The sequence below is a fragment of the Roseateles sp. genome (assembly GCF_052436255.1).
GTDB lineage: Bacteria > Pseudomonadota > Gammaproteobacteria > Burkholderiales > Burkholderiaceae_C > Pelomonas.
The window spans coordinates 1-13358 of sequence record NZ_JBQVNP010000143.1; the positions used below are offsets into that span (position 1 = coordinate 1).

Genomic DNA, 13358 nt, shown 5'->3' on the forward strand with positions numbered 1-13358 from the left:
TAGTCGGACCTGCAGAACCCCGCCCACCCGCATGAACACTGGGGATTCGGGGTGATCGCCGATGGTCAGAACTCCCAGGAAGATATTCAATCCATATCGGTTGCTGGGAGTTTTGGGAGGCGAGTCGATGGTCACGGACGACTTCTTTCGAGCGCGGTTGGACGGCATGGTGGACCCGCGCCATCCGCTGGCGGTGCTGGCCCGACGCATGCCCTGGGCGCAGATCGAAGCGTCGCTCGCACCGCTGTTCGCGCGCAAGGCCCGGTCGGGGAAGTTGATGGCCGATGCAGACCTGTTCGGCACCACGGCGTATGTGGCCGCCGCCGGCGTGAGCCGCGCCGGGCGCCCGCGGCTGCCCATCCGGCTGATGGTCTCGCTGCTGTACCTCAAGCACGCCTTCAACGAGAGCGACGAGTCGGTGTGCGAGCGCTGGAGCGAGAACGTCGTCTGGCAGCTCTTCAGCGGCATGGACTACTACCAGAGCAAGCTGCCGTGCGACGCCACGCAGATCGGACGCTTTCGCCGTGTGCTGGGCGAGGCCGGCGTCGAGCAGTTGCTCAAGACCACCATCGAGACCGCGCTGGCGCTCAAGGCCGTCAAGCCCGCCGAGTTCGAGCGCGTGATCGTGGACTCCACCGTGCAGGAGAAGGCCATCGCCCACCCCACCGACAGCCGGCTGCTGGAGGTGGCGCGCGAGAAGATCGCACGGCTGGCCCAGCGCGCGGGCCTGAAGCTCAAGATGACGCATGAGCGCGAAGGCCGCACCCTGCGCCGCCGAGCCGGCGGCTACGCCCACGCCAAGCAGTACAAGCGGCTGCGTCAGGTGCTGCGCCGCCAGCGCACCATCCTCGGGGTGCTGCTGCGCGAGGTGCGGCGCAAGATGACGACGCTGCCCCAGGCCGCGCAGGCGCAGCTCGACGTGTGGCTGCAGCGCGCGGGGCGCATCCACGCCCAACGGCCCAGCGACAAGAACAAGCTGTACGCGCTACACGCGCCCGAAGTCGAGTGCATCGGCAAGGGCAAGGCCAGGAAGCCCTATGAGTTCGGTGTCAAGGTCAGCCTGGCGGTCACGCACAAGAGCGGGCTGATGGTGGGGGCCAGGTCTTTCCCCGGCAACCCGTTCGACGGCCACACGCTGGCGCAACAACTGGAGCAGACCAATGCGCTGCTGCAAGACCTCGGGGTGGCGCCCAAGGTCGCGGTCGTCGACCTCGGCTATCGCGGCGTGGACCAGGAGATCGCGCCCGTGGCGTTGATCCACCGGGGCAAGTACAAGTCGCTCAGCCAGGAGCAACGGCGTTGGCTCAAACGACGCCAGGCCATCGAGCCACTGATCGGCCACACCAAGCAGGACCACGGCATGCAGCGCTGCTGGCTCAAGGGCAGCGAAGGGGACTCATTGCACGCGGTGCTGTGCGCGGCGGGCTTCAACATCCGCTGGCTAATGCGGGCGCTGCTGCGCCAGTTCAAGGCCAGTGGGCTGAAGCATGTTTTTTTGGCCCTGATGGCCCTATGCGGCACCTGGCTCACCGGCTTGGCGGCTGGTTTGCGCCTCCCGGCTACGCTACCGCTCGGTCCACGCAGCGCAATCGCGCTCCCGTCGCCCCCGCGCCGATCCTCCAACGACTTCCTCACAGTCGCTTGAACTGGCGATTTGGAATTTTGCAGGGCCGACCACTTAGTTGCAGCGGCTCCACTAAACGGCTGGTCACCCCTCCCTCTCACAGTGTCCCTGATGGGCGTGACCTGCGGCTTGAGTCAGCCATCGTGAAGCCATGCCTCTGAAGCCAAGTCAGAGCTTCACAACACCCAGCCCAATCAAGTCTCTCGCCGTCGCCACGATGGCCTCGCGCGGCGGCCTCGCCACCCAGCCCAGCCGCTCGCGTGCATGCGTCGCATCCTGATGCCGCGCCGTGCCCAGCTCGCTGGCCGCGGCGCGCACCGTCGGGCTGACCTTGGCCAGCAGGCGCACCGCCCAGTCGGGCATCTGCAGCGTCGGCACGCGGCGCGCTTCGTCGCCCAGCTCGGCGCGCAGGATGGCCGCAATCTCGCGCAGCCACAGGAAACCGCCGCAAGCGATGAAGCGTTCATCGGCCATGCCGGGCGCGGTCAGTGCGCGCCAGTGCAGGTCGGCCACGTCGCGCACGTCGACGATGCCGAAGCCGATGTTGGGCAGGGCCGGGATGCGGCCTTCGAGCAGGCTGCGCACGATGAGGACGCTGGCCGAATAGTCGGCGCTCGCCACCGGGCCGAGCACGACGGAGGGGTTGACCGTGCAGAACTCAATCCCGCCACCTTCACGCGCCACCCAGTCGCGCGCGGCGCGCTCGGCCACGGTCTTGGACTGGATGTAGGGCGGGATGCCCGGCGCGGCCAGATTCGTCCAGTCGGCCTCGGTGAAGCGGTGTTCGCCGGGGCCGTGGCCGTAGGCGATGGCGGCGACCGACGAGGTCATCACGAAGCGCTGCACGCCCGCATCGCGCGCCGCCTTCAGCGCCCGCAAGGCGCCGTCGCGGGCCGGGGCTATCAGCTCGTTGGCGTCGCGCGGCACGCCGGCCGGCAGCGGTGAGGCGATGTGGGCCGCATGGCTGCAGCCGGCCGCCGCCTCGGCCCAGCCGGCGTCAAGCATCAGGTCGGCCGCAAAGCAGCGCAGCTGTTCGCTCGCCTCGCCCTGTCCGGCGCCAAGCAGCTGGCGCAGCGCCGGCTCGCGCTTGAGGTCGCGCACCGTGGTGTTCACCTGCCAGCCGGCGGCCAGCAGCTGGCGGATCAGCACGCCGGCGATATAGCCGCTGCCGCCGGTGACGAGGATGCGTTGGGGCGAAGTCATGCCGCCGATTGTGTGGCGCACGCCCATGGGCCTGGCGGGGCGCGCTCAGGCCTGCATGGGCACCGGCGCGGCCACGCCCAGTGATCGGGTCAACGCCGCCATCAGCGCCCCGTACTTGTCGCGCACCGCGCGCTTGTCCACCGCGTTGCCGGGCTCCGCGAAGCAGGCGTCCCAGGCGTCGATCCAGGCATAGGCGGCGTCGGTGCGGCGGTCGCCGTCGGGGCTGCGGATCAGCGCCCGCAGCCGGGCATCGTGGCCGATGTCGGTGTAGGTCTCGAACAGGATGTGGATGTAGTCCTGGTAGGCCTCGTAGACCTCGGCGTCGAAGACATGGCGGTAGATGTTGAGCGTCTTGTCGAGCTCGCGCTTGGCGCGGATGGCGTCTGCCGGCGAGACCGTCTTCCAGTAGCCCACCCAGGTGAAGAAGCACAGCAGCAGGTTGAGCTTGGGGGCGATGTCGTCATAGATCACCAGCCGCTTCTCGATGAGCTTCTGGTTGGTCCAGTTGCTGAGGTCCAGGCGCTTGAGCTGGCGGCTGAACAGCCAGCCCAGCAGGGCCACGGACAGCGGCGTCAGCACCCCGACGACGAGCTTGGCGACTTCGAGCGTTGGCCAGCTTCCCATGGGTCACCTCCGGGCTTGGTGCGTGCGAGGGTAGCGGCGCAGGCCCGTTCACGGCAAGCCCCGGGGCTGCCTACACTCGCCCGCATGATCACCGTCCACCACCTCAACAACTCCCGCTCGCAGCGCGTGCTCTGGCTGCTCGAGGAGCTGGGCCTGCCCTACGACGTGAAGCGCTACGAGCGCGACGCCAAGACTTCACTGGCACCGCCCGAGCTACGCAAGGTTCACCCCTTGGGCAAGTCGCCCGTCATCACCGACGGCGCACTCACCGTGGCCGAGAGCGGCGCCATCCTGGAGTACCTGGTGGACCGCCATGGCCAGGGCCGGCTCAAGCCCACCGGCGAGCAGGACCTGCTGCACTACCGCTACTTCATGCACTTCGCCGAGGGCTCGGCCATGCCGCCGCTGGTGATGAAGCTGGTCTTCAACAAGATCAAGCGCGCGCCCATGCCCTTTTTCGTCAAGCCGATTGCCAAGGGCATTGCCGACAAGGTGCTGGGCAGCTTCGTGCAGCCCAACATCGACGCGCAGCTGAAGTTCGTGGAGGGCGAGCTGAGCGCCCGGCCGTGGTTTGCCGGTGCGGAGTTCAGTGCGGCGGATGTGCAAATGAGCTTTGCGGCCGAGGCCTGGGCGGCGCGCGGCGGCGCGATGGCGAGCTATCCCAAGGTGCGCGAGTTTTTGGACCGCATCCATGCGCGGCCGGCGTACCAGCGGGCGCTGGAGCGGGGCGGGCCGTATGACTTGATGAGCTGAAGGCTCAGTCCGTCGCGTCAGCGCGCGCCTGGCGCCGTGCACCACTGCTGCTCGCAAGGCACGCCGTCGTGGTTGCCGTCCATCTGCGTGGCGGGGCAGTGATTGATGAACCAGGTCGCCTCGGCGCAAGACGTCATCTGCGAGCAGTGCGTCCGCCCGTCGCAGCGGAAGCCGTCTGACCCTGCGACCGGCGCGTTGTCCGGCACGGCTGCAGTCGGTGGCTGGCTTTCCAGTTGCATTCGCTGGCTGCGCGCCTGGTACTGCCTATGGCTCCAACTGGCCGCCCCGATCAGAAGGCACAGCAGCAGCACCCAGCCGACCCACACCGCCCAGCGCGGCGCGGCCGCGCCGGCGGTTCGATGTCGGCGCTGGCGCCCCATCTGCCCGACTGCGCTGCGAACGACGTTGACCGCCTGCGGCTTGCCATCCTTGCCGCGACCCAGCTCAAAGCTCAGTGTCTCGCCGACGACGGGCCTCGTCCCGTCGCGCGGCAAGGCACTGACATGCACGAAAAGTTCGGCGCCGCCGCGTGTCGGTGCAATGAAGCCGAACCCCCGCTCGTCGTTCCAACTGCGCAGGATGCCTGTCAATCTCATCGGCCGCCTCCGCCACGCCGCTTGGCAGCCGACCCGTACTCCACCACCCTGCACCCCGCCCCCCGCGGGTTCTCGCAGCACGCCGCCAGCTTCTTCAGGCTCTCGCTGAACTGCTCATCCCACTGCGCCTGGCTGTGCAGGTTGCCCGGGCTCATCCAGTGCGACTGCGGAAACTTCTTGGACCACGCGTTGCCGCCTTCCTGCGCCGCGTTGCCGGTGGACTGGTCCATCGCCACGCGGCAGGAGTTCATATTGCCCATGCGGTGGCAGGCCGTGCAGGTGTTGCCACGCGTGGTGATGCCGAAGGCGTGGAGCTTGGCCCAGGCGCGCTTGAAGTCTTCGCCGATGGCCTTGGGCTGGTAGTAGCCGAACGGGTCGTCGGGCAGTTGGGTCGTCTGCGCGATGTAGGGGCTGTACATGAACGGGCCGCTATCGTGGCAGTTGATGCAGGCGGGCTGGCTCCAGGCGACCTGCCGGGGCGTCTGCCAGACCTTGTCTGCCGGCAGCGCCGTCACACCCGCAGGGCTGGGCGGCTGCGGCTTGCGGGTGAGCGTGCTGGGCGAGGGCACCCAGCGGCCGTCGATGCCGGCCGCCTCGCTCAGCGGTGCCTTGGCCTTGGCGGTGAACCAGCAGGTCTTGCCGTCCTTGAGGCTGTGGGAGATGACGTTGATCTCGTCGAACAAATGGCTGCCCGCCGGCCGCGCGACCTGCTTGCGGCAGATGGCGCTGATCTGGGCGGTCTTGTCGTCGCGCAGCACGAGCGCGCGGCTGCCGGGCACGCACTGGCCCTGGCTGCCGGCGTCGTGCTGCGGCAGCAGCGAAGGCCGGTCGCAGCGCGCGGGTGCGGGCTGGGGCGGCACGGGTTGGCCGTCGACGGTGATGGGAATCTCCTCGCCGGCCATGCAGTTGAAGGCGGGGATCTCGCTGATCTGCGCGGCGCATTGGCGGCCGTACTCGAAAAGCGTCTCGGCCTGGGCGGTGCCGGCGAGCAGCAGCGTCAGCAACAGCGCTGGTTTCATGCCTTCACCAATCCCTTCTCCGCCAGCACGACGGCGCGGATGGCCTGGTGGTAGCGGGCATAGCCGGTGCAGCGGCAGATGTGCTGGCCGACGGCGTCTTCAATCGCCGCGTCGAGTTGCTCGCGCCGGATGGGTTGGGCGCGCAGGCGGCCCAGCAGCATCTCGGTGGCCATGACGAAGCCCGGCGTGCAGTAGCCGCACTGGAAGGCGAAGTGGTCGAGGAAGGCCTGCTGGACCTTGCTGGGGCGCTCCATGCTGCCCGTGCCTTCGACGGTCGTGATGGACTGGCCCTGCAGCAGCGCCACCGGAGTGGAGCAGGCCAGCATCGGCTGGGCCTGGCTGGTGGGCACGCGCCGGGCGGCGACGGTGCAGGCCTTGCAGACGCCGATGCCGCAGCACAGGCGGGTGCCGGCGAGGCCGAGTTCTTCGCGGAGGAAGTCGATGAGGGGAAGGTCGGTGGGGACTTGCGTGTTGACGGGGTTGCCGTTGACGTGGAATTGGATGGGGACGATAGGGGTCATGGCTGTGCACCGCTTGGTTTGTGCGGAGAGTGGTGCCGGGAATGGCTTGCGCTTTTGGCTGTTGGCTGTTCGGGGGACCCCGCAGCGAAGCGAAGGGGCGACGGAACGGGGGCGACTTTTTGCCTTCTTTTTGGTCGCTCAAAAAGAAGGTCGCCCGCCGGGGCGACGTCGCGGCATGGGCCTTGGCGCCAAGCCGCCTTCACGACAAAGCCCTCCCGATGTCTGCACCAGAAATCGGCAACGACCGAAACCGCTTGCCCGTCGCATGCGCAATCGCATTCCCGATCGCCGGCGCCATCGGGCACAGCACCGCCTCGGCAATCCCCTTGGCCGTCGGCTCATCGCTCGGCAACGTCGTCACATTCAACCGCCCCAACGGCACATCCCCACTCAACGCCACCTGATACCGATCCAGGTTCCAGCGCCCATCGCCCGCGCCACCGGCTTCCAGCGGCAGGTTCTCCAGCAACGCGTACCCGATGCCCATCGCCACGCCGCCCTGGGCCTGACCGACCAGCAGATCGCGCTGCAGCACCTTGCCGGCATCGACCATCAGCTCCACCGCGACGACACGAGGTTCGAAGCTGCGTGGGCCGATCTCGACGGCCACGAGCACCCCGGAGGGGGCATACAGGCTGCGGCCATACAGCGCCGCCTCGGGGCTGGGCGGCACGACGTGCTGGCGCAGCACCGGCGCCCAGTCCGAGCGGCCCCCGGCGCGCAGCGACAGGCCATCGATGGGCAGCAGCAGCGGCGGGCCCGCCGGCACCGCATAGGTGGCCGACACCCAGGTGCCTTCATACAAGCCATGCACCATCGCGGCGGTCGTGAGCTGACTCGCATGCGCCTTGGCCGCCAGCACCGCCAGCGGCAACGGCGCAAGACCTGGCCCCATGAGGCGCCCGGCCTGCCAGCGTGTCTTGCCCTGCAGCTGCGGCAGCGGCACGCCCCAGATCGCCGCCGCGGCCGGCAGCAGGCCGGTCTCGAACAGCACGTGGCTGGCCTGTTCCGTCACATGCACCTGGTGGAAGGCCGTCAGGCAGGCGCTGCTGGACATGCTGAAACTGGCCGTCCAGTGCGGGTCGCTCCAGTTGCCCTTGGAATCGCTGTGCAGGTCCAGTGCGTTGAAGCTGCCGACATCGCCCATGACGATGTCATGCGCATTGCTGCCCAGCCAGGCGGCCGTGCTGATGGCCAGCGTCGTGGCCGAGCCATTGCCCATGTCGACGCAATTGGTGCGCACCATCAGGCGCCCGTCCGGTGCAAGGGCCACCTCGGCCATGACGCCGTCCTTGCCCGTGCCATAGGCCTGGTTGGCCAGCGCAAAGCCGACGCCGTAGCGCACGCCCTCGCGGGCCTTGCGCACCTTGACCGCCTCGCGCTCGCGCCACAGCGGATGCTCGCGCGCGCGGCGGCAGATGTCGCGCAGCGACATCGCCTGTGTCAGCGGCGCGCCGGTGATGGTGCGGTCAAACTGCCGCAGCGCATTGATCTCGCGCAGCTCGATGGCGTCGCGCTTGAGCGCCACGGCCACCTCGTCCACCAGCGTCTCGACGGCGAAGCTGGCCTGCGGCCCGCCGAAGCCGCGCATGGAGCCCGCGACCACGCCGGTGCTGGGCTGGGCGATGGCGTCCACGTAGGCCTGCCTGATGTCGTAGCCGCTCAGGCCGCAGTAGGCGGCCAGCATGGCGACGAACTGGCTGTAGTTGTTCTGCCCACCGGCGGGCAGCACCTGCTGGCTGCCGAAGGCCAGGAACTCGCCGGTCTTCGCATCGACCGCGATGCGCTGCGTGATGTTGGCGGCCAACTGCTTCAACCCGCCCTGGAACTGCTCGTAGCGGTCCTGGGCGATGCGCACCGGGCCGTCGGCCAGCGCCGCGGTGACGGCCAGCAGCGCCGGAAAGGTGGACACGTCGCGCCCGCCAAAGCCGCCGCCGGGGTAGCAGGAGTTGAGCACCACGGTCTTGACGGCAACCTTGGGGCTCTTGCTGAACATCGCCAGGCTGTCGCCCGCATCGCCATTGGTGGCCTGCGTGCCCAGCACCAGATGCAGGGTGCCGGGCTTGCTGCGGTCCAGCCAGGCGAGGCCGGCCTCGGGCTCCATGAACATCGGGTCCAGCACCTGGGTGCTGTAGGTGCCACCCAGCTGCAGCACGGCCGGGCTGGGCGCCTGCAGCACGGCGTCGATGCGTCCGCGCAGCGCCTTGGCCGTGGTGTTGTAGGGCTGGCTGCTGCTGTCCGGCGCAAAGGGGTCCGAGGCATAGCCGACCTGCACCTGCGAGAAGGGCGCCACGCCCGGCGCCTCATAACGCGTCAGGTAGTTGACCGGGTTGTACGCCGCGACAGGCGGCGTGGCCGGCGGTGGCGGCGCGGCGCCGGTCAGCACGACACCGGGCTGGAACTGCAGCGCGCGCTTGGCGCGGCGGTAGGTGTTGCTGTCGGCAAACACGAGGATGGCCACCGGCTGGCCATAGAACTGCGGCGCCGTGCCGACCGGCACGAGCAGCTGGTAGATGCCGTCGGCGCCCTGTGTCGAGAAGGGCAGCTGCAGGTTCAGCGAAGCCAGATCGCTCTGCGGCCAGGGGAAACCGGGCAGCGGCGCCTGCGTGATGGTCAGCAGCGGCAGCGCCTGGGCGTCGGCCAGTGGCCGCAAGTCGAGGCCGGCGAAGGCAAGGCCTGGCTGCGTCGCGCGCAGGATCATGGCCATGCGCTCGGTCTGCGGCCAGCCAGGCATGTCCATGGCGCGGAAGTCGCGCGCATAGATCTTCTGGCCCGTCACCTTGGCCAGGCCGTCGATGCGAAAGCGCGCCTTGCCGGGGGCGCCGGACCAGTCGGGGGCGCCCGGCGGCACGCGGGGTTGCACGGGCGTGTCCAGCGGCTGCGGGCGTGCGCCGGGGGTCTTGAGGCCGGGCGGCTTGAAGGCCAGTGCCAGGTCGTGCACGAGCAACGTCACCGCCGCCGCACCACTGCCGATGACGCGGCGGCGTGTCAGCTGGAATGGCCCGTTCGGGTCCTGCTCCACGAGAGTCTCCCATCGGTTCGATGGGGGGCGAGTGTGTCATCCCGCAACCCAGACAAGCCGGCGTCCGGAGGGACCTCGGCCCCCGGATTTCCCCGGGTGTCACGCCTCCTGCAGGGCGCGCCTCGCTCAGCCGGGGCGCCGCAGGGGCAACCGGACCACGAATGTGGTGCCCTGCCCAAGACCGTCGCTGTGGACGCTCAACGCGCCGCCATGGCCGTGGACAATATGGCGCGCGATGTGCAGCCCCAGGCCGAGGCCGTCTGAGCGCGTGGTGGCGTAGCGCCTGCCCTGCCAGAACTGGTCGAAGACATGTTCGAGGTGCTCCGGGTCGATACCGATGCCATGGTCGGCCACCGTCAACTCGACAAAATCTTCGCTCGATTGAATTGACACGTCGACACGCCCCGGGTCAGGCGTGAACTTCAGCGCGTTCGTGAGCAGATTGCAAAGCGCCTGCACCAGCCGGACTTCGTCGGCCAGCACTTCGAGCTGGCGCGCCGCTGGGTCGGGGTGCAGCGCGATCCGCCCCCCGCTACCCCCAGGCGCGACCGCCTCGATCGCATGCTCGACGATGGCACCGAAGTCTTCCACGACCAGATGCATCAACAACTTGCCGGCGGCCATGCGCGCGATGTCCACCAAGTCTTCCACCAGGCGCGCCTGAGCCTGCACATTTCTCGCGATGGTGGCCAGGCCACGCTCCAGCAACTCGGGCGCGGGCGCGCGACGCAGCACTTCCGACCACGCCTGGACAGCGCTCAGCGGTGTGCGCAGCTCGTGGGCAATGGCGGCCAGCATGAGTTCCCGATCCCGCTGCGCCGCCTTGAACCCGGTCACGTCGTACCAGACCAGCGTCGCGCCCACGACGGCACCTTCGGCGTCGTGGATCGGTCCGGCATTGCAGCTGACGGGCACCAGCGACGCGTCGTTCACGCGCAGCAGCCACTCTTCATTGAGCAAGACAGCGCCCCGGCTCGCCCGGTACAGCGGCAGGTCCTGCAGGCCGGCCGGTGCCTGCGTGTCGACGTGGCAGAACTGCCAGGCGCCCCAGCTGCAGGCCTGATCGGGCGTGAGCTTGACCATCTCTGCGCCGAACCGGCTGACATAGGCCAGCCGGTCCTCGCCATGCAGCGCCACCGCGATACCGACCGGCGCGTGTTCCATGACGGCCCGGATGATCTGCTGCTGGCGGGCGTGCTCCAGACGGGAAGCCTCCAGTTCGGCTTGCGCCTGGACCTGCTCCGTCACGTCCAGGTTGACACCGATCAACCGCGCGTTGGGCGCCTGGGGTGCGCCGGCAACGCGGGCCGAGGTCATGATCCAACGCTGACTGCCATCACCCATGCGCATGCGGAACATGTAGGGGTCGATCCCGCGTGTCATCGGCGAGGCGCCGACCGCTGCATCTATCTTGGCGCGGTCCTCCGGATGGACCATCTCCAGGAACCGGGAACCGGGCTCGACACCTCCTCCTCGGGGCAGCCGATACAGGTCGTAGAGTTCGGGGCTCCAGGTCGACAGGTCGGTTTGCGGGTCCCAATCCCACAGGCCGAAACGGCCCGCCTGCATCGCGGCATGCAAGCTCAGCCGCATCGACTGGTCCTCCAGCCTAACGGCGTCATCGCGCGACAGGGTGACGAGCCAGCGGGCCCCTTCACTGCAGTCCAGCACGGGTGCTGCGTGGTACGTCCAGCGGTCGAGCGCATGGAGAGGCCCCACGCTGCCCCTGAAGCACTGACCCTGTGAGATGCCCGCCATCCATTGGCTCAAGCCGACGCCGCCCAGGCAGGTGGTCCAGGTCTCGTTCGGATCGCGCACGCCAGCTGGGTGCAACTCGTTGAAGACCTCGTTGGCGGCGCAGATGTGGCCAGCAGCATCGGCCGCCAATGCGGGTTGCTGAAAGCTTCGCAACGCCCGCTTCAGGTTGTGCATTCGTGCCTCCTCCTTCGCCATTCGATCCGGCCCCGCGGGCGGCGGCCGAATCGATCAGTCCCCAGCAACAGGACCAGCGCCCGGCAATTGGGAAGAAGGGATCGCTGCATCACGTTGCCCAGTGAAGTCCCGACCCGCCGAGCTGCTTTCACCTCCGACCGGCGCGTCGTACCGCACGCTATTCAATCATCGCTGCCCAACGGCAGTGCCGCCATTCATCCAGGGTTCTAGGGGGCCGAGACCTTGCCAAAGAAGGCGGCCAAGTCGCGCCGCAGCGGGCCCTTCACACCGTCGCCCGCGACCGCACGCCGGTGCCCTGGGCGACTTCCAGCCGCGATTCCTGCTGCCAGGAAGCCAGGCCCTCGGGCGCCTCGCGCGGCGACAGGCCGTTGGCGCGGATGGCGCCCACATAGCCGTCGCGCCCCTGGGCCTTGGCCGCATAGAGCGCCGAGTCCGCCAGCGCCAGGCAGGCGCGCCAGTCCCACAGGCGCGGGTGGCGCGGGTCCAGCGGAAAGGCGCAAAAGCCGATGGAGACGGTGACCTGCACGGTCTCCCCCGGGCCGATCTCGAAGGGCGTGTCGCGCACGGCGGCACAGACACGCGCGGCCAGCTCGGCGGCGTCGCGTCGTTCCGTCTCGCGAGCCAGGACCAGCACCTCCTCGCCGCCCCAGCGCACCAGCGAATCGGTCTCGCGGAAGACCTGCCGCAGCCGCTCTGCCAGCTGCACCAGCACGGCATCACCGGCCGCATGGCCGTGCACGTCGTTGACGCGCTTGAAGTGGTCCAGGTCCAGCAGCAGCAGCAGCAGGTCGGCGTCGGGGCCGGGGCCGTCGCCCACCCCTTCATAGCCCGGCGTCTCGAAGCGGCGCAGGCACAGGCGCAGGTCGTCGTCCAGGCGCAACTCCAGGTAGCGGCGGTTGCGCAGGCCGGTCAGCGTGTCGGTCAGGCTGAGCTCGCGCAGCTCGGCCGTGCGCTCGTCGACGAGGGCCTGCAGCGCCACCTCACGGCGGCGCAGCGAGCGGGTGCGCCAGCGCATCCAGCTCCAGATGGCCAGCAGCCCGGCCAGCACGCCGCCGATGCGCGCCCCGACGGTCTCCCACCAGGCCGGCTCCAGCGTGATGGGCAGTTGCAGCTGCTCGGTGCCCCAGAGCGAATGGTGGGCGGTGGCGCGCACCTGCAAGGTGTACTTGCCCGGCTTGAGCGGGCCGAAGCTGGGGTTGCGGCCGCTGGCGTCCACGCGCGTCCAGCCGCTGTCCAGGCCCTCCAGCCGGTACTCGTAGCGCAGCCGCGTCGGGTCGGCGTAGTCCAGCGCCGCGAACTCGACCGACAGGCTGCGCTTTTCCGGCGGCAGCCGCAGGCCGTCGCCAAGGGTGCGGGGTGGTTCGTGGGGCTGGCCGTTGACGCGCAGGCCGCTGAGCACCAGCGGCGGGTTGGACGGCAGCGCCCGCCAGGCCTGCGGCAGCACGCGCAGCAGGCCGCGGCTGCCGCCGAACAGCAGGCCGCCGCCGGGCAGCTCGGTGCTGGCAAAGAACCAGAAGCTGCCGAAGTTGGCGCCTTCGGCGCTGCCGAAGCTGTCGAGCCGGTCGGCCGCGGGGTCGTAGACGTAGAGCTGGCTCCAGATGCGGCCCTGGTCGTCCTCATGCAGGTTGCCGCCAAACACCCCGTCCGCGCCATGGCGCTCGCTGATGCGCTCGAAGCGCGCGCGGCCCTCGCCGTCCCAGCCCTTGAGGCGGTGCAGGCCGCTGACCGGCGTGTCCACCCACAGCCGACCGTCGCGCCCCCACAGCAGGCCCATGACGATGGGGCTGGCCAGCGCCTGCTCGGGCGCCTGGGGCAGGACCTGCAGGGCGCCATCACCGGCTGCGCGTTCGCGGAACAGGCCCTGCTGGCCGCCCACCCAGAGCCTGCCGTCCGGCGCCTGCCGCACCGCATAGATGCCGCCGTGCAGCGCGCCGCCCAGCGGATGCACGCGCTCCAGCGCCGCCGCCGTGGCGCCGGGCAGCCGGTACAGCCCCTCCTGCATGCCCAGCCAGACGCTGCCGTCGGCGCGCAGCAGCAGCTGCT

Annotated in this window: 10 protein-coding genes; 2 read left to right on the top strand and 8 right to left on the bottom strand. The window is 69.4% G+C overall.

Annotated elements, in window-relative coordinates; genetic code table 11:
* The first annotated feature begins 127 nt into the window (after positions 1–127).
* Positions 128–1645, top strand: coding sequence for an IS5 family transposase (locus tag ACT6S0_RS22520; RefSeq protein ID WP_444766008.1), 1518 nt, complete (start codon positions 128–130; stop codon positions 1643–1645).
* Positions 1646–1792: 147 nt separating this feature from the next.
* Here the strand turns inward: ACT6S0_RS22520 and ACT6S0_RS22525 are convergent, their stop codons facing one another.
* Together ACT6S0_RS22525 and ACT6S0_RS22530 are read right to left on the bottom strand one after the other, a co-directional pair.
* Positions 1793–2827, bottom strand: a complete 1035-nt coding sequence (locus tag ACT6S0_RS22525; RefSeq protein WP_444766009.1) for an NAD-dependent epimerase/dehydratase family protein — start codon at positions 2825–2827, stop codon at positions 1793–1795.
* A 45-nt stretch (positions 2828–2872) separates the two neighbouring features.
* Positions 2873–3451: a hypothetical protein gene (locus tag ACT6S0_RS22530; RefSeq protein WP_444766010.1), complete on the bottom strand. Its 579-nt coding sequence runs from the start codon at positions 3449–3451 to the stop codon at positions 2873–2875.
* Positions 3452–3535: 84 nt separating this feature from the next.
* Between ACT6S0_RS22530 and ACT6S0_RS22535 the strand changes: the two genes are divergently transcribed.
* Entirely contained in the window at positions 3536–4204 is a 669-nt protein-coding gene (locus ACT6S0_RS22535) for a glutathione S-transferase family protein (protein WP_444766011.1), read from the top strand.
* Between the two features lie 17 nt (positions 4205–4221).
* Here the strand turns inward: ACT6S0_RS22535 and ACT6S0_RS22540 are convergent, their stop codons facing one another.
* From ACT6S0_RS22540 to ACT6S0_RS22565, 6 genes are all read right to left on the bottom strand, one after another.
* A complete protein-coding gene (locus ACT6S0_RS22540) occupies positions 4222–4800 on the bottom strand; it encodes a cold shock domain-containing protein (RefSeq protein WP_444766012.1) in 579 nt (192 codons plus the stop codon).
* Positions 4797–5819 (bottom strand): hypothetical protein, encoded by a 1023-nt coding sequence (locus ACT6S0_RS22545; protein WP_444766013.1) that lies wholly within the window; start codon positions 5817–5819, stop codon positions 4797–4799. The genes ACT6S0_RS22540 and ACT6S0_RS22545 overlap by 4 nt, the downstream gene beginning before the upstream one ends.
* The gene (locus ACT6S0_RS22550) at positions 5816–6340 is read right to left on the bottom strand and encodes a (2Fe-2S)-binding protein (protein WP_444766014.1); all 525 of its coding nucleotides are present in this window, start codon (positions 6338–6340) and stop codon (positions 5816–5818) included. The genes ACT6S0_RS22545 and ACT6S0_RS22550 overlap by 4 nt, the downstream gene beginning before the upstream one ends.
* A gap of 199 nt (positions 6341–6539) precedes the next feature.
* Entirely contained in the window at positions 6540–9362 is a 2823-nt protein-coding gene (locus ACT6S0_RS22555; protein WP_444766015.1) for a xanthine dehydrogenase family protein molybdopterin-binding subunit, read from the bottom strand.
* Between the two features lie 126 nt (positions 9363–9488).
* Entirely contained in the window at positions 9489–11294 is a 1806-nt protein-coding gene (locus tag ACT6S0_RS22560) for an ATP-binding protein (RefSeq protein ID WP_444766016.1), read from the bottom strand.
* A gap of 283 nt (positions 11295–11577) precedes the next feature.
* Positions 11578–13358 (bottom strand): diguanylate cyclase (locus ACT6S0_RS22565; protein ID WP_444766017.1); only part of this gene is annotated, 1781 nt, incomplete at its 5' end.